The organism is Streptomyces sp. NPDC002092, assembly GCF_053593775.1.
In genome coordinates this window covers 224733-241667 of sequence record NZ_JBSFDG010000003.1, presented here as the reverse complement: position 1 = coordinate 241667, position 16935 = coordinate 224733, and the positions used below count along the sequence as shown (strand labels likewise).

Annotated in this window: 14 protein-coding genes and 1 pseudogene; 6 read left to right on the top strand and 9 right to left on the bottom strand. The window is 71.0% G+C overall.

All coding sequences use genetic code 11. The features are described from left to right. Window positions 1–30: 30 nt before the first annotated feature. Window positions 31–531, bottom strand: coding sequence for an SCO4402 family protein (locus tag ACWCRD_RS08570; protein WP_390697149.1), 501 nt, complete (start codon window positions 529–531; stop codon window positions 31–33). Window positions 532–648: 117 nt separating this feature from the next. On the opposite strand from ACWCRD_RS08570, the gene ACWCRD_RS08565 reads away from it, so the two are divergent. Continuing rightward, window positions 649–1956, top strand: coding sequence for an ABC transporter substrate-binding protein (locus tag ACWCRD_RS08565; protein ID WP_450965176.1), 1308 nt, complete (start codon window positions 649–651; stop codon window positions 1954–1956). 27 nt (window positions 1957–1983) lie between these two features. Here ACWCRD_RS08565 and ACWCRD_RS08560 read toward each other — a convergent pair whose 3' ends face one another. Further along, complete coding sequence (locus tag ACWCRD_RS08560; protein ID WP_450965175.1) at window positions 1984–3642, bottom strand: hypothetical protein; 1659 nt, start codon at window positions 3640–3642, stop codon at window positions 1984–1986. A 190-nt stretch (window positions 3643–3832) separates the two neighbouring features. After that, a complete protein-coding gene (locus ACWCRD_RS08555; RefSeq protein WP_450965174.1) occupies window positions 3833–5218 on the bottom strand; it encodes a transcriptional regulator in 1386 nt (461 codons plus the stop codon). Window positions 5219–5483: 265 nt separating this feature from the next. Here ACWCRD_RS08555 and ACWCRD_RS08550 point away from each other — a divergent pair, with 265 nt between their 5' ends. From ACWCRD_RS08550 to ACWCRD_RS08540, 3 genes are all read left to right on the top strand, one after another. Continuing rightward, window positions 5484–6137 (top strand): bifunctional DNA primase/polymerase, encoded by a 654-nt coding sequence (locus ACWCRD_RS08550; RefSeq protein WP_344399693.1) that lies wholly within the window; start codon window positions 5484–5486, stop codon window positions 6135–6137. 83 nt (window positions 6138–6220) lie between these two features. Next, the gene (locus ACWCRD_RS08545) at window positions 6221–6994 is read left to right on the top strand and encodes an ABC transporter ATP-binding protein (protein WP_450965173.1); all 774 of its coding nucleotides are present in this window, start codon (window positions 6221–6223) and stop codon (window positions 6992–6994) included. Continuing rightward, entirely contained in the window at window positions 6991–8586 is a 1596-nt protein-coding gene (locus ACWCRD_RS08540) for a transporter (protein ID WP_450965172.1), read from the top strand. Before ACWCRD_RS08545 ends, ACWCRD_RS08540 begins: the two co-directional genes overlap by 4 nt. A 143-nt stretch (window positions 8587–8729) precedes the next feature. Here the strand turns inward: ACWCRD_RS08540 and ACWCRD_RS08535 are convergent, their stop codons facing one another. Continuing rightward, window positions 8730–9602, bottom strand: a complete 873-nt coding sequence (locus tag ACWCRD_RS08535) for an alpha/beta fold hydrolase (protein ID WP_450965171.1) — start codon at window positions 9600–9602, stop codon at window positions 8730–8732. 587 nt (window positions 9603–10189) lie between these two features. After that, window positions 10190–10882 (bottom strand): metal-dependent transcriptional regulator, encoded by a 693-nt coding sequence (locus tag ACWCRD_RS08530; protein ID WP_030941023.1) that lies wholly within the window; start codon window positions 10880–10882, stop codon window positions 10190–10192. 226 nt (window positions 10883–11108) lie between these two features. Here ACWCRD_RS08530 and ACWCRD_RS08525 point away from each other — a divergent pair, with 226 nt between their 5' ends. Beyond that, window positions 11109–11864, top strand: coding sequence for an SIS domain-containing protein (locus ACWCRD_RS08525; protein WP_450965170.1), 756 nt, complete (start codon window positions 11109–11111; stop codon window positions 11862–11864). A gap of 18 nt (window positions 11865–11882) precedes the next feature. Here ACWCRD_RS08525 and ACWCRD_RS08520 read toward each other — a convergent pair whose 3' ends face one another. The 4 genes and pseudogenes from ACWCRD_RS08520 to pdxH all read right to left on the bottom strand — a co-directional run bounded on the left by ACWCRD_RS08520 (window position 11883) and on the right by pdxH (window position 15508). Next, on the bottom strand, window positions 11883–13286 hold the full coding sequence (locus tag ACWCRD_RS08520; protein WP_450965169.1) for a PAS domain-containing protein: 1404 nt from the start codon (window positions 13284–13286) through the stop codon (window positions 11883–11885). Between the two features lie 134 nt (window positions 13287–13420). Next, window positions 13421–14251 carry a GNAT family N-acetyltransferase gene (locus ACWCRD_RS08515; RefSeq protein ID WP_450965168.1) on the bottom strand — a complete coding sequence of 277 codons (831 nt, stop codon included), beginning with the start codon at window positions 14249–14251 and terminating at the stop codon, window positions 13421–13423. A 51-nt stretch (window positions 14252–14302) separates the two neighbouring features. Then, window positions 14303–14389, bottom strand: a pseudogene (locus tag ACWCRD_RS08510) (RNA-guided endonuclease TnpB family protein); the annotation flags it as partial. Between the two features lie 450 nt (window positions 14390–14839). Further along, entirely contained in the window at window positions 14840–15508 is a 669-nt protein-coding gene (gene pdxH / locus ACWCRD_RS08505; protein WP_450965167.1) for a pyridoxamine 5'-phosphate oxidase, read from the bottom strand. Between the two features lie 294 nt (window positions 15509–15802). On the opposite strand from pdxH, the gene ACWCRD_RS08500 reads away from it, so the two are divergent. Beyond that, entirely contained in the window at window positions 15803–16903 is a 1101-nt protein-coding gene (locus tag ACWCRD_RS08500; RefSeq protein ID WP_450965166.1) for a citrate synthase 2, read from the top strand. Window positions 16904–16935: the final 32 nt, after the last annotated feature.

The window sequence follows — 16935 nt, the reverse complement described above, 5'->3', positions numbered from 1 at the left end:
TAAATGGCCCCCGGCCCGGACCGGAGTCCGCTACGCGGACCTCGTCATGATCCGCAACACCTCGAGCGTGCGCGGCGGCGCGTCCGGGTCCTCGCCGTCGGCCATCGCCATCCGCACATGCGCGTCGCGGGCCGCCCTGACGGCTTCCGGCCAGGCCTGGTTCTCGACGTATGCGGAGACCGGCGCGTCGGGCCCGACCTGGTGCATGATCCGCAGCACCCGCAGCACGGCGGTGTCGACGAGGGCCGCCTCCTGGGAGTCCCGGAATATGGTGCCGACGTACTTCTCGGCGGACCAGTTGTCCAGCCAGGTGTCCTCGACGAGGCGGTACACGGCGTCGGTCACGTCCCCGTATCCGTCGACGCCGGCCAGCCAGACGTTCTGCTGGAACGCCGGGTCGGAGAGCATGTGCAGCGCGGAGCGCACATTGCTGCGCCAGCGCCACCACGGCATGTCGTTCAGTGGCATGCCGCCCATGGTGGAGGAGCGACGGCCGCGACGGGAAGAGTTCTCCGAACCTTGCACGGTCATCGATCGTACGTTCTCCCGCTCGAGCGCCCCACCGCCCCCCGTAATTCACCTTGGCGTCACCGGTCGATAACCGAAGGTCACCCCCGGGTTGGCGATGTGGCGGAAGCGTGTGTGCCCATGACCGGCAGGCGACGCAATCGCAGCACCTTCCTCCCCACACGCACCCGGCATCTCAGAGCCACCGCCGTCTCGGCGGGGGCGCTGGTCGCCTGTGCCTCGCTCGCCGCCGGTTGCGGGGTCATCCCCGGTACCACGGGGGGTTCCGGGGATGCCCCGATCACCGTCATGACCTGGGCCCCTTCGGACACCAGCGCGACCAACAAGCCCGGCATGCCGGCCTTCGCGCAGGCCTACGCGCGCTGGATCAACGCCCGGGGCGGCATCAACGGCCGCAAGCTGAAGGTCCTGACCTGCAACGAGCACAACGACAGCGTGGCCGCCGCGAAGTGCGCCCGCCTCGCCGTCAAGGAGAACGTCGTCGCGGTCGTCGGCTCCTACAGCCAGTACGGCGACTCCTACCTCCCCGAGCTGGAGGGCGCCGGCATCCCCTACATCGGTGGCTACGGCGTCACCACCGCCGAGTTCACCAGCCCCATGTCCTACCCGGTCAACGGCGGCCAGCCCGCGCTGCTGGCCGGCCTCGGCAAGGAACTCGCCGGCGGCTGCGGCCCGGTGGCGCTCGTACGGCCCGACAGCATCGCGGGCGACGAGCTGCCCGCCATGCTCGACTCCGGCCTGAAGGCGGGCGGGCACCGCCCCGCGATCGACCAGCGGGCCGCGGACGACACCACCGAGTACTCGGGGCCCTCGCGGCAGGCGCTGACGGCCACGACCGGCAGCCGGGCGAAGAGCGGGTGCGTGATCCCCGCGCTCGGCGACCGCACCGACACCTTCATGGACTCCTTCCGGCGCGACCGCGAGGACTTCCCGGCGGTGAGGACCGCCGCCACGCTCGACAGCGTCGACCAGACGGTGATCAACGAGTCCGGCGGACAGTCGGGGCCGTACGAGGGGTCCTACGTCACCGGCTGGTACCCGGTGTCGAGCGACCCGCGCTGGGACGCCATGAAGAAGGTGATCCAGGAGCAGGCCTTCGGCGACAACCGGATCGACGCCTCGGACACCGGGGTGCAGACGACCTGGATCGCGTACACGGTGTTCAGGTCCGTCGTCGCGTCGCTGGGCAGCGGCGACGTGTCCGCCGACACGGTGCGCAAGGCCCTGGACGACGGGCTGAAGGTCGACACGGGCGGACTGACACCGACGCTGCAGTGGTCCTCCGAGGGCCCACTGGCCAGCATCGGCTTCTCCCGCATGGTCAACGCCGATGTGACGCTCCAGGTCGTACGCCAGGGTCAACTCGTGGCGGCGGACAAGAGGTTCGTGGACGTGACGAAGACGCTGCAGAGCGCGGACGTGAACTGAGGCTCACGTCCGCGCTTTCACGTCACGTCACAGCTGGGTCGGCTGGCGCTGGGTCAGGCCGTACGTCTTCGCGATGGCGTTCCACAGCTGGGCCGCCTTGACCTTCTGCTGGCTGGCGGTGCCGCTCGCGCGGTTGCCGGCCGCGGTCTGGCCGGTGGGGCGGGCCTGGCCCTTCTTGCAGCCCTTCTTGCCGCCGACCTGGTCGGCCCAGGCCGCGTAGTGGTTGTCGGCCGCCGCGGACGCCTGCCAGGCCCTGGTGAGCGCGGCGGTCAGCGCGGCGTGGTCCGGGAGCCTGTCGACCGACAGACCGGACAGCCGGGTGACCAGTTCGGCGCGCTGCTTGGCCGCGTCGCGCAGGTCGGAGGCGGCCTGGCCGAGGTCCTTGCACCCCTTCACGCTGTCCACCGCCCGGATCACCGAGGCCCGGCTGCCACCGCTGTCGGCGAGCAGCTTGTCCAGGGCTACGGCCTGCTGCTTCGCGGGATCGCCGGCCGACGAGGGGGAGCCGTCGGTCGCCGGGGCCGTGGCGGAGACGGTCTGGTTCTTGTCCTTGCTGCCGCCGTCCCCGCCCCCGCCGTTGAGCAGCGCGCCGGCGCCGACGCCGACCACGACGATGCCGACACCGATCGCGGCGATGAGCGGCACCCGCGACCTGCTCCGTCCGCCGCCGTCACTGTCGCCGGGCGGCGGGTACGCGCCCTGCGGGGCCTGCGGGGGCGGCTGCTGGAAACGCGGCATCTGCTGCGTGGCCTGGGCGGGGCTCTCGGCACCGGGCCCGCTGCGGAACAGGTTGTCGAACTCGGCAGGCGGCTGCCGGTCCCCGCCCTGCGGCATGCCGTACGGCGCCTGCCCGGTCACGGGCGGTATGTACTGGGTGGCCTGCGAGTCGGGCCCGGCCGCATGCGGCGCATGCCCGAGGAACTGCGTCGCCTCGGAGACCGATCCGCCCCCACCCGCATCGGGCGGCAGCGCCCCCGGCGCAACGGGCGGAATGTACTGCGTCGCCCCTTCGGCATGGGAAGCAGCGGCGACGGGCGGTATGTACTGGGTGGCGCCCTCATCCACCGCGGGCGGCAGCGGAGCACCACCGGGGGCGGCGGGAGGCAGCGGCGCGGCGCCCGAAACCGGGGCACCATACGCGCCCGGCGCGGCGGGCGGCAGGGGTGCGCTCGCCGGGGGCTGCGGCGTCGCGGGCTGACCGCCGTACGACGGGGCCGGGGTGCTCTCGGGGGGCAGCGGCCCGGACGCGTGCGCACCCCACTGGTCCGGGGGCGGGGACTGCTGCTGGTCGGGTGCCCCCCACGCCGGGGCCGGCGGTGTCGGCCAGCCCTGGCCCGGCGCCGGGGCCGGGCTCTGCTGCTGGTCGGGGCCCCACGGCGTGCCCCAGGCCTGACCGCCGGGCGGGGCCGGGGCCTGCGGAGCGCCGTACGGGCCGCTCTGCCGGCCGCCGTACGGGCCTGACTGCTGACCGCCGTAGGAGCCCGCCTGCGGGCCGTTGTGCGAGCCTGCCTGCTGCCCGGCGGAGTCACCGGGAGGCGGTCCGCCGTAGGGGCCGGGCTGCGGGCCGGTCGGAGCCTGGGCGCCCAGCATGCCCGGCAGCAGGGGCTCGCCTCCGTCGGAGGGCAGCACGATGCCTTCGCGCGCTTCGCGCGGCGAGGGCTCCTCGCCCTGTCCACTCTGCGTCACCGGGACTCCTACGAATGGGGGACCTTCGGAATCGTCGGCTCACGCTACCGGGTCCCCCGAGCCGGGTGCCACGCAGCTCAGGGCGCAACCTCCTTCCCTGTGACAGCAGTAACAAAACCGCTCTACATACCGCTGTATCTGTCACCCACTCCGGCCGGCCCCGCACGGCCACCGGCCGTTGTCCACACGTTCACGCAGCCGCCTGCAGGTCGAGGCGGGCTCCGAACTCCCGCACCACCGGCTCGTCCCGGTACGGGTCCAGCCGCTGCTGGAAGTCCTCCAGGTACTCGGCACCCCGGTTGGAGCGCAGGGACTCCAGGAGCTCCACGGCCTTCAGCCCCGTGTTGCAGGCCTGCTCGATCTCACGCTGCTGCACCTGCGCGGTGGCCAGCAGCACATACCCGATGGCCCGCCTGCGCGCCTTGGTCTCGGGCAGCCCGGCCAGCGACTCCTGCGCGCGCCGCGCCGCCGCCTCGGCCTGCCCGAGGTCCCGGTGGCAGTGAGCCAACTCGTCGGCGAGATACGCCTCGTCGAAGTGCGCGATCCACGCCGGGTCGTCCCCGGAGGCGGAATCGGCGGACTCCAGCGCCGTGACCGCCCGCCCGGACGCCACCTGGGCCGCCCGCGCATCGCCCATCAACGCATGCCCGCGCGCCTCCGCCGCATAGAACATCGCCTCCGCGCGCGGTGTCACGCGCCCACGCGCCCCCTCCTGCGCCGCCCGCGCCAACTGCGCGATCTCACGCGGGTTTCCGAGCTGCGCCGCGAGGTGGCTCATGGAGGCGGCGAGGACATACCCGCCGTAGCCGCGGTCCCCGGCGGCCTGCGCGAGCCGCAGCGCCTGGATGTAGTACCGCTGGGCCAGACCCGGCTGCCCGGTGTCGACGGCCATGTAGCCCGCGAGCTCGGTCAACCGGGCCACCGCGGCGAACAGATCACGGCCGACGGCCTCCCGGTACGACCCCGCCAGCAGCCCCGAGACGACGCTGTTGAGGTAGTGCACGACCACCGGGCGCACATGCCCGCTGCCGTACTGATGGTCCAGATCCACCAGCGCCTGTGTCATCGCGCGCACGGCCGCCACGTCGGACTGCCCCACCCGCGGTCCCGCCGAGCGCGAGACCTGTGAGTCGGGCGAGGAGATCAGCCAGTCCCGGCTCGGCTCGACCAGCGCGGACGCGGCGACGGACGAACCGGACAGGAAGTCCCGGCGCCCCACGTCACTGCGCCACAGCTCGCAGACCTGCTCGATGGCCCCCAGTACCGTCGGCGAGAACTGGAGACCCACGCCCGAGGCGAGGTTCTTGCCGTTGGCCATGCCGATCTCGTCGATCGTGACCGTACGGCCGAGCTTGCGGCCCAGTGCCTCCGCGATGATCGCCGGGGCGCGCCCCCGCGGCTGCTGCCCGCGCAGCCAGCGGGCCACGGACGTCTTGTCGTAGCGCAGGTCGAGGCCGTGCTCGGCGCCGCACATGTTGACCCGGCGGGCGAGCCCGGCGTTCGAGCACCCCGCCTCCTGGATGAGCGCCTGCAACCGTTCGTTCGGCTGTCGTGCGACGAGAGGCCTTGCGGCCATGGCGTACCCCCTGGGAACAACCCCTGAAGCGAAAAGATCCGGCCGTGAAGATCAATGCCCCGCCGACAGACGTAAAATGCGAGGCTTGCGCGGATTGCCGGGGTAAAGGCGGAACCCGACCCCACCGGTGGCTACCCAGCTCACGCCGAGGTTCCTCCCGCGCGCCCCCACACGTGCATCCATGCGCCCCAGATACGGAATCAATGCTCCTCCCCCGCGCGCGCTACCCCCGTAACTCCAGGTAGGTACGGGAGTTGAGTTCACCGTGGAAGAGACGATCGCCGGCCCCGAAGCCGCTCAGATTCCGAAGCAGCGTGGGGAATCGCTGCAGGAGACCGCCGTCCGCTACGCCGAGGAGCGCCACTGGGACGTCTTTCCCGGCACCTGGCTGGAAGCCGTCGACGGGGTGTGGCACTGCTCCTGCGGCGACCCCGCGTGCGCCGCGCGCGGCGCGCATCCGGCGGACGACGACTGGGAGGCGCTGGCGACGGGCAGTGCGACCGTCGCCCGCCGGATGTGGCAGAAGCATCCGACGGCGTCGATCCTGCTGCCGACGGGGCGTACGTTCGACGCGATCGAGGTCGCCGAGACCGCGGGCTTCCTCGCGCTGGCGCGCATGGAGCGCATGGAGTTGACGCTCGGTCCCGTGACGTTGACGCCGGATCGTCGGATGCACTTCTTCGTGCTGCCCGGGGCGGCGGTGAAGATGCCCGAACTGGTGCGGAAGTTGGGCTGGTCGCCCTCGTCCTTGGATCTCGTTGCGCTCGGGGAGGGGGCGTACGTGGCTGCGCCGCCTACGCGGTACGGGTCTCGTGGTGCCGTGCAGTGGGCCTGTCGGCCCACGCCCGCCAATCGGTGGCTGCCGGATGCGGAGGAATTGATCTCTCCGCTCGCCTATGCGTGTGGGCGGGATCGGTAGGTCGGCGGGTGCGGGTTGTGTGTGGTTGCTCGCGCCGTTCCTCGCGCCCCTTCAGGGCGGCTGTAGCACCGTAGGGTTGATCCATGACGTCAGCCGCCGTGCGTGTACAAGGGCTCTGGAAGCGGTTCGGGCAGCAGGTTGCCGTTGCCGGGATCGATCTGGAGTTGCCCGCCGGGAAGTTCATCGGGCTCGTGGGGCCCAACGGAGCGGGGAAGACCACGACCCTCTCCATGGTGACCGGGTTGCTGCGGCCCGATCAGGGGAGTGTCGAGGTCGTCGGGCACGACGTGTGGCGGGATCCGGTGGCGGTGAAGGCGCGGATCGGGGTGCTGCCGGAGGGGCTGAGGCTCTTCGAACGGCTGTCGGGGCGTGAACTGCTCGCGTACAGCGGCCGGTTGCGCGGGCTGCCCGGGGCCGAGGTCGACAAGCGGGCCACACAGCTGCTCGACGTACTCGACCTGGCCGGCGCCCAGCACAAGCTCGTCGTCGACTACTCGACCGGCATGCGCAAGAAGATCGGCCTCGCGGCCGCTCTCCTCCACAACCCCGAAGTGCTCTTCCTCGACGAGCCGTTCGAGGGCGTCGACCCCGTGTCCGCCCAGACCATCCGCGGGGTCCTGGAGCGGTACACGGCGTCGGGCGCCACCGTCGTCTTCTCCTCCCATGTCATGGAGCTCGTCCAGTCGCTGTGCGACTGGGTGGCCGTGATGGCTGCCGGCCGTATCCGCGCGCACGGCACGCTCGCCGAAGTGCGCGGGGAGGCGGCTTCGCTGCAGCAGGCGTTCCTCGAACTCGTCGGCGCGGGCGGCCGCGACACGGGATCGAACCTGGACTGGCTGGGCGGCGGCGCACGATGACGGGCGAAGCCAACCTCACTCCGGTCTTCGTACGGCTGAAGCTGTCGCTGCTGCGCAACGGGCTCAGGCAGTCCGGCGGACGGCGGGCCGCCTATGTCGTCTCGGCCGTCGTCGTGGTGCTGTTCGGGGCGCTGCAACTGCTCGGGCTGATCGCGCTGCGCGGCAACACGCACGCCCTGTCCGTGGTCGCGCTCGGGACGGCCGTGCTGGCGCTGGGCTGGGCGGTGATGCCGCTGTTCTTCCCGAGCGGCGACGAGACGCTCGACCCGACGCGCCTGGTGATGCTGCCGCTGCGGCCCCGGCCGCTGGTGCGGGCGCTGCTCGCGGCCTCGCTGGTGGGCATCGGGCCGCTGTTCACGCTGCTTCTGCTGGCCGGTTCGGTGATCGCGGTCGCGCACGGCGGTGCCGCGTACGCCGTCGGTGTCCTCGCCGTCGTCCTCGGGCTGCTGGTGTGCGTTGCCCTGGCGCGGGCCGTCGCCGCCGCCAACATCCGCCTGCTGACCAGCCGCAAGGGCCGCGACCTGGCGGTGCTGAGCGGCCTGGTCATCGCGATCGGGGCGCAGCTGGTCAACTTCGGGGCGCAGCACCTGGGTTCCTCCGGGCTCTCACAACTCGACCCGGTGGCTGACGTCCTGAAGTGGGTGCCACCCGCGTCGGCCATCGGCGCGGTGCACTCGGTGAGCAACGGCTCCTACGGTGTCGCCGCCCTCCAACTGGCCCTGAGCGCGGCCGCGTTGATACTGCTGCTCGCCGTCTGGTCACGCCATCTGACCCGGCTGATGACCTCGCCCGACGGCTCCACCCTCCAGGCCGCCGAGCCCGCCGCCCGCGAACGGACCACCGGTGGCCTCGCCCGCCTCCTGCCCTCCGGCCGCACCGGCACGGTCATGGAGCGCAGCCTGCGCTACATCTGGCGCGACCCCAAGACCAAGGCGGCCTGGGTGACCTCGCTCGCCATCGGCCTGATCGTGCCCGTCTTCAATGCCCTTCAGGGCACCGGCTCGATCTACTTCGCGTGCTTCGCCGCGGGGATGCTCGGCATCCAGATGTACAACCAGTTCGGGCAGGACACCTCCGCGTTCTGGATGGTCGCCACGACCATCTCCTCCACGCACGACGCCTATGTCGAGCTGCGCGGGCGGGCGCTCGCCCTGCTGGTGATCACCCTGCCGTACGCCACCCTCGTGACCGTCCTGACCACCGCGATGCTCGGCGACTGGCCCCGCCTGCCCGAGGTCCTCGGCCTGTCCTTCGCGCTGCTCGGCGCCATGCTGGCGACCGGCGCATGGACGTCCGCCCGTTTCCCGTACTCCATCCCCCAGGAGGGCTACAAGAACGTGGTCCCCGGCCAGGCCGGCCTCGCCTGGATCTCCATCTTCGGCGGCATGGTCTCCGCGGCCCTGCTGTCCGCCCCCGTCATCGTCGCCACGATCTGGGCAAACGTGGCCAAGGACGGCGACCAGTGGGGCTGGCTGCTGCTGCCGGTCGGCACGGCATACGGGGCAGGCATCACCCTGGCAGGCCTACGCCTGGCGGCCCCGCGAACGGCGGCGCGCCTCCCGGAGATCCTCACGGCGGTGAGCAAAGGCTGACGGATCTTTCTGACACAGGGGCCTGGAGCGCCCCCAAAGGGGCGCGGGGAACTGCGCGATCAACCACAACGAACCCGCACCCGCCAAACAACCAGCACCCCCGAGCCAATAGGCGCCCCGCCCAGCCTCACGCAGTGAACACCTCACGCAGTGAACACCGCGTCGAGAAACGGCTCGACGGCCGCCCGCCAAGCCGCCGGCTGGTCATAGTGCACAAGATGCCCCGCATCAGCCACCTCCGCATACTCACCGAGAGGCAGTACCCGAACCATCTCCTGGGCCTCGGCCCGCCCCAACTCCCCGTCGACCCCGCGCACGACAAGTGCCGGACACCGCACCTGCGCAAGCTCCTCCCAGTGCGCGTCATACACCCAGGTCTCCCGGGAGCGCAGCATCTGCTCGTGGTCGAAGACGGGCCGCCAGCCGTCGGACGACTCGTGCATCACCTCGGCGTAGAACTCCCCGCGCGCCGGATTCGGCCGCTCCACCCACGGATCGTCCTCGCCGAACCACTTGCGTACGTCGGCGAGCGTGGCGAAGGGGACGGGCCAGGCCTTGAACCAGTCGGCCCACTCCCGCTGCGAGGCGACACCCAGTGCGGAGGCCCGCATGTCGCAGATGATCAAACCCCGCACCAGTTCGGGACGCTTGGCGGCGAGCTGCCAGGCCGTCAGCGCGCCCATGGCGTGGCCGATGAGGACCGCCGGGGCGAGGCCCAGCTGTTCCAGCGCGGCCTCGGCATCCTCGACGTACGCCTCACGGGTGAAGGAGGCCTGTGGGGGCTTGTCGCTCTGGCCGTGGCCGCGCTGGTCGAGTGCGACGGCGCGGTGCCGCCCGGAGAGCCAGCGGGCGGTGGACGCCCAGTGCGAGGCGCGGCCCATCAGGCCGTGCAGTAACAGCACGCCGGGGGTGTCCTCGGGCGCGGGTTGCGCCGGGTCGGCCTTGGGAGGGTCCCCGAACTCCCAGGCCGCGAGGCGTACGCCGCCCGCACCCGTCACGTCGATGCGTCGCGCCATGGTCCTGGCACCCCCCTAGCTCCTCTCGGACCGCTCACTCCCGTTCGAGCAGTCGGTCCTGTGAACCGTGTCCTGCCGTGCCGTGCAGCTGCCTGTTCGTGTGAGCCCAGTTTGTTGTGCGCTCGGTTCTCGTGCGCTCAGTGCTGGTGCGCTCACTCCTGAAGCGCACATTCCGCCTGACCTGTCACTGAAGGCTATCGAATGGGTATTCGAAAGTAGGGTCCCTGCGGGCAACACCCCTCGTACGAGTGACCTCGCCCGAGGAATGATCGCCGCCGCCGAGGGGAGATCTTCAGCGGGAGGCGGACCGCTCGGGGAAAACGGTCCGAAGGGGATGACCCTGAGAGCTCGGGGCTCCGGGTCAGCACAGGGGAGGACAGGCCCCGGCGCCACACGGCGCCGGGGCCCTCCACACGTCTGCGGCACATCCTCCCGACCCCCTCAGGTCATATGCCTCACGCGACAGCCTCGCACGCGAAACGTCCGAGCGCTGCGATTTCGACGCACCGGATCCCGGCAGCCGAAGAGATCGACGACAAGCCCGCAGGACACCCCAAACCCCCCTGGAACAAGCGAAGTTGACGGCGTCAGCGCTTGGCGACGAACACATGGGAGGCGACATCCGCCTCCAGCTCGGCCGCCTCACCACCACTGCCCACCAGCACACCGCCCGCCGACTCCGTCACACTCACCACCGAACCGGGCTGCACACCCGCCCGCCGCAGCGTGTACATCAGCTGCGCATCCGTCTGGATCGGCTCACCGATACGGCGCACCACGACCGTCTTGCCGTCGGCGCCCGGGTCGAGGTCCGCCAGCGACACCATGCCCTCGTCCAGGAACGGGTCCGCGCCGTCCTTCTCGCCCAGCTCCTCCAGACCCGGGATCGGGTTGCCGTACGGCGACTCGGTCGGGTGCCGCAGCAGCTCCAGCACGCGCCGCTCCACGGCCTCACTCATCACGTGCTCCCAGCGACACGCCTCCGCGTGCACCTGCTCCCACTCCAGGCCGATCACGTCGACCAGCAGACACTCGGCGAGCCGGTGCTTGCGCATCACGCGGGTGGCGAGGCGACGGCCCTCGTCCGTCAGCTCCAGATGGCGGTCCGTCGCGACGGACACGAGACCGTCCCGCTCCATCCGAGCCACCGTCTGGCTGACGGTCGGCCCGCTCTGGTCCAGCCGCTCGGCGATCCGGGCGCGCATGGGGACCACACCTTCCTCCTCCAGCTCGAGGATGGTGCGGAGATACATCTCCGTGGTGTCGATCAGTCCGGACATACGTGCCCCTCGATGAGATCTGCCGGAAGCACGACAGCTTCCCGGCGTGTGCGCTGGCCCTGGATTCAATTCTGACGCATACCACTGACAACCGTGCCTCGCCGCTGAAACCACGGCGTTACGACCGGGCACTCACCCACCGTATTGACACGGCACTGGTCCAGACCGCACGGTGATCCGCGACACATCCGCGCCCGGACCCCCACACCGCCCCGGAAGGACCCGCATGAGCGACGGCAAACTGGCCGACCAGTTCTTCGACGCCGCGATCGACCTCCTGCAACGGGTCCGGGACGAGGAGGCACAGTCCATCACGGCGGCCGGCACCCTCCTCGCCGACACCGTCACGGACGGCGGCCGCCTCTTCGCCTTCGGCGCCGGTCACTCCTCCCTCGCCGCCCAGGACGTCGTCTACCGCGCGGGCGGACTCGCCCTGATGAACCTGCTCGCCGTACCGGGCGTCGTCGGCGTCGACGTGATGCCGGCCACCCTGGGCTCCGCCCTGGAGCGCGTCGACGGCCTCGCGACCGCCGTCCTCGACTCCTCGCCGCTCCGCGCCGGGGACGCCCTCGTGATCATCTCCCTCTCCGGCCGCAACGCCCTCCCCGTCGAAATGGCCCTGCACGCCCGCACGCTCGGCGTGAAGGTCATCGGCGTGACCTCAGTGGCGTACGCGACCGAGACCCGGTCCCGGCACAGCTCCGGCACCTATCTGCGCGACCACTGCGACCTCGTCCTCGACTCCAAGATCCCCATCGGCGACGCCACCCTCACCCTCGACACCATCCCGGCCCCCTTCGCGCCGGCCTCCACGGTCGTCACCAGCGCAATCCTCCAGGCCGTCATGGCCACGGCAGCAGGCACCCTGGCCGAACGCGGCATCGAACCACCCCTACTGCGCTCAGGAAACGTGGACGGCGGCCACGCATGGAACGCACGGGTGATGCAGGAGTACGGGGACCGGATCTTCTACCAGCAATAGGAGTCCCCGCGGCCTGGACTACCGCCCCACAACCCCCGCCAGATCCAACGCCGCAGCAATCCGCACGGCCACATCCTCCGCGTACACCGCATCCACCCGCTCGAACTGACTCCGCCCACTCCCCCGCAGAAACGTCACGACCCCCAACGTCCGCCCCCGGCTCCGCAGCACCGCACACAACGCATGCACCGCATCCCCCGGCCACTGCCGAGCCAGCGCCCACTCCCGCGCCTGCTCCGCCGGCACCGCCCCCACGCTCGCCCGCACGGACCCCGCCCGCTCCACGCACTGCAGCGCCGGATGCCCCTGCCCGTACCGCACCGGCAACCCCGCCTGCCCGGTCAGCAGACTCGGCCCCGGCGCCCCCGACGGCGTAGTGGCGACCCGCACCAGCCGTACGGGACCCTCCGCCGCCCCGTCGACCACCGCACCGCCCGCCACCCGGTCGATCAGCGCATGATCCGCGAACCCGGCCAGCGCAAAGTCCAGATGAACGGTCGCCGCCTCACCCGGGTCCTCGCACTCCGCTGCCGCCCGAGCCGCCCGATGCAGCTGATTGGTCCGGAACCGCAGCAGCGCCGCCTCCTGCTCGCCCTGCTTGCCCTCCGTCACGTCCTGGAAGAGCCAGGCGACACCCAACGGCACCGGCTCCTCCGCGAGCGGCGACGCCAGCCGCACGAAGCCACACCGCCAGCACCGCCGCTGATCGCCGTCCGGCGTCCGCACACTCACCCAGATCTCGGCCGGCGCCGGCGGCGCACCCTCCGCCAGCACATGCGTGAGCGCGCTCTCCAGCTCCTCCACACCCTGGGCGAGCAACTCCCCCAACGGCCGTCCCAGCGCCGACGTACGCCCGATCCCCAGCGCCCGCGCCGCGTGCGCATTCACCACCGCGGGCCGCAGATCGGCATCGACCAGCACGACACCCCAGCTCGCGTCCTCGAACAACGCCTCGCTCAACGCGATCGACCGCTCCAGATCGATCTGCGTATGCACCTCACTGAAGGCGCAGTACACACCCGCGGGCTTACCGTCGGGCCCACGCACCGCCGCGGACTGCGTCCGCACCAGCACCCGCCCGCCGTCCTTCGTCAGCAGCGCGAACTCGTGCACCTGCCGCCCCGGGGCCTCCATGGCGGACATCAGCCGCCCCTCGACCTCCTCGGCATCCGCAGGGCGCACCGCCCAGCCCGCGAACCCGTGCCGGCCCACCGCCTCGGCCGCGGTCCACCCCAGGATCCGCTCGGCCTCACGATTCCAATGCGTGACGACCCCGCCCGCGTCGAAGGCACACAGCGCCGCATCCATCCCATCGAGCAGCGCGGCCAGCAGATCGGAGCCGTCAGGACCCACCGGGCCGGCCCGCTCGGGCTCATCAGGCCCCAGCTCGTCGGTGGTCCCACTACGCCGGGAAGCACTCACCTGGACCCCCTGCCAAGCTGCGTCCGCACGTACGGCGCGTCGGTTCGCTCACTCGCAATCATCTAACTGGAACGTGACGCAGCACACACCGAGTTCCCCAAGATTGGAGGAATCGTTGTAACACCCGCCGATCCCTATGATCCGGCCATCACCAGCCGAAGATCAATCCACAGATCACTCTCACCGTCCAACACATACCGCTCGGTCTCCACAAACCCGCACTTCTCGGCAAACCGCAGGCCGTCCTCGTTCGCCGCCAGCACGCACGTCTCGACCACCCCGGCACCCAGCACACGCGCGTGCGCCAGCGCCTTCTCGTAGATCGCCCGCCCGAACCCCCGCCCCCGGAACTCGGGCAGCACGCGCGCGATCACCGTGGCCACACCCTCATCGCCCTCCGGCGGCCGCACGGTCGAACAGCCGACGAGAACATCCCCCAGGTACGCGTTCTCCAGCCGGTAACGCCCGAGCCGCTCCCGCGCCTCGTCCAGGGACATGGCAGCGGGCGGCACTATCTGGTTGTGGACGAACCGCCACTCCTCCAGCGCGGCCTCTCCGTGTACCGCCTCGATCCGCAGCACCGGGCGCCGCGCGTACACCTCGATCTCGATCCGCATCCGAGGATCCGCCAGCCCGACGACCATCATGGTGGCCGCCGGCCGCACCTCCCCGAACGCCCGCCGCAGCACGGGCCAGCACGGCTCGAAGTCCTCCCGCTCCGGCAGCAGATACCGCACCCGCACGACATCGCCCAGCCCGCACCCCGCCTCCGCGAGCGCCGCCCCGATGTTCCGTATGCACTGCTGGGCCTGCTCGACGACGTCGTCAGAGATCGTCATGGTCGAGTAGTCGAACCCGGTGGTCCCGGACACATGCACCCAGTCCCCGTCGACCACGGCCCGTGCGTAACCGATCTGCTCCTCGAAGGTCGATCCACTGAGGATCGCGCGTCGCTTCGTCGTCATGGTCGAAAAGCTAGTTGAATCCTCCCCCTCGAAACGAGGGGGATTCCTGGCTCAGGCTGCCTCCGGGAGCGGCGCTCCCGGAGGTCTTACGCCGTCGGCGCCAGCCGGGTTGAGACCAGCCCGGACAAGCATCACGGGAAGTGGGCCGGGACCTGGACCGGACGGATTTCCGTCCGAGCCAGAGGGCAGCACAGCCTCACGACGCCTGCCGGAAGGTTCAATGTCTCCCACTGGAACCTGCGACTCCTGCAGCGAGGCGACGGGTACGGCTACACCGTCCGGCCGGAAGCAGCGCCGCCAATATCTCCAAAAATCGCTTGAGCGCCGCCAACAGGCTGCTTAGTGTGGCGCCCACGTGAGAAGGGAGGTGGTCGGTTAAATGAGTGAAAACCGGACGCGCGAGGTGGCTGCGGGCTAGCGGCCCGCCACCACACCCAGTGCGATGCCGGACCAGCGTGTGCGAGCAACACGCAGCCGGCCCAATCCAACGCAGTCACCCGACCCGCGAGCTCGCCGGTACGTCCGGCCGGCTCCCCCGCCGTAAGGCAGGGGGACCCGAGCTCGCGGGTCGTCTGCGTTCCGGCGCTCTCAGGGACTGAGCCGCTCCACCCGCCACCCCCCGTCCGCCTCCGCCACATACCGCAACCGGTCGTGCAGCCGGTTCTCGCGGCCCTGCCAGAACTCCACCGCCTGCGGGGCGACCCGGAAACCACCCCAGTGCAAAGGCACCGGCACCTGCTCGCCCTCCGGGTAGCGGGCGGCCAGTTCGGCATACGAGGCATCCAGGTCGGCGCGGGTGGAGATCACGCTCGACTGGGCGCTGGCCCAGGCGCCGAGCTGCGAGCCGTGCGGACGGGTGCGGAAGTAGGCGGCGGTCTCGTCCCGGCCGGTGCGGCGGGCGATGCCCGTGACGATGACCTGGCGGGCCATCGGATGCCAGGGGAACAGGAGCGAGACGTACGGGTTCTCGGCGAGGTCGCGGGCCTTGCGGGAGTCGTAGTTGGTGTAGAAGACGAAACCCTGCTCGTCGAAGTGCTTCAGCAGCACCGTGCGGGAGCTGGGACGGCCTTCGGCGTTCGCCGTGGAGACGACCATGGCGTTCGGCTCGAAGAGGTGGGCCTCCGTCGCGGCCTGCTGGAACCAGCGCGCGAACTGCGCCACCGGAGTGGCGGCCAGATCGGACTCGGCGAGGCCCTCGGCCCGGTACTGCTTGCGCATCGAGGCGGGATCGAGGGGGACGGCGTCTCGGTCGGTCACCCGATCATCCTGCCGTATGCGCAGGTGACGTTCGCCATGGCGTCCGTCATGATTTCGGCATGGACGGCCGTCGCCGACCAGGAGCACCGTGGCACTGAGTGCCGCGAAGCCTCCCCAAAAGTGGCACTCGGAGATATCGTGCTGGTGCGTTCTGGTTGAGCGACCAGCCGCGTGGGGCATCACCAGGGTGGCCACCCAGGACCACGAGTCGCACGATACGACCGGGGATCCAGCGGCCGAGCCGCCGTTCTTCTGCCCTGCACATCTGTCGTACACATCACGAGGAGCCGCCTGATGTCCGACTTCGTACCCGGACTCGAGGGAGTCGTCGCGTTCGAGACGGAGATCGCCGAACCGGACAAGGAGGGCGGCGCCCTCCGGTACCGGGGCGTCGACATCGAGGACCTGGTCGGTCACGTCTCCTTCGGGAACGTCTGGGGGCTCCTCGTCGACGGCGCCTTCAACCCCGGCCTGCCGCCCGCCGAGCCGTTCCCGATCCCCGTGCACTCCGGCGACATCCGGGTGGACGTCCAGTCGGCACTGGCCATGCTGGCACCCGTCTGGGGCCTCAAACCCCTCCTCGACATCGACGCCGAGCAGGCTCGCGCTGACCTCGCCCGAGCAGCCGTCATGGCTCTCTCCTACGTCGCCCAGTCGGCTCGCGGCCAGGGCCGGCCCATGGTTCCGCAGCGGGAGATCGACAAGGCCCACTCGATCACCGAGCGCTTCATGATCCGTTGGCGCGGCGAGCCCGACCCCAAGCACGTCGCCGCCGTCGACGCCTACTGGACCTCCGCCGCCGAGCACGGAATGAACGCCTCCACGTTCACGGCCCGCGTCATCGCCTCCACCGGAGCGGATGTCGCCGCGGCGCTCTCCGGCGCCGTAGGAGCGATGTCCGGCCCGCTGCACGGCGGCGCGCCCTCGCGGGTCCTCGGCATGATCGAGGAGATCGAGCGGACCGGGGACGCGGAGGCGTACGTCAAGCAGGCCCTCGACAGGGGCGAGCGACTGATGGGCTTCGGACACCGCGTGTACCGCGCCGAGGACCCACGCGCGCGCGTGCTGCGCCGTACGGCCCGCGAGCTGGGCGCCCCGCGGTTCGAGGTCGCCGAGGCGCTGGAGAAGGCGGCACTGGCGGAGCTGCACGCGCGACGCCCGGATCGCGTCCTCGCCACGAACGTCGAGTTCTGGGCGGCGATCGTTCTCGACTTCGCGGAGGTGCCGTCCCATATGTTCACGTCGATGTTCACGTGCGCCCGTACGGCGGGGTGGTCGGCGCACATTCTGGAGCAGAAGCAGACGGGGCGGCTTGTGCGGCCGTCCGCGCGGTATGTGGGGCCGGGTGTGCGGCGTCCTTCGGAGATTGAGGGGTACGACGGCATCGCCCTCTGAGGGGGGCGGTCAGGTACGCGGTCGCCTGCGGG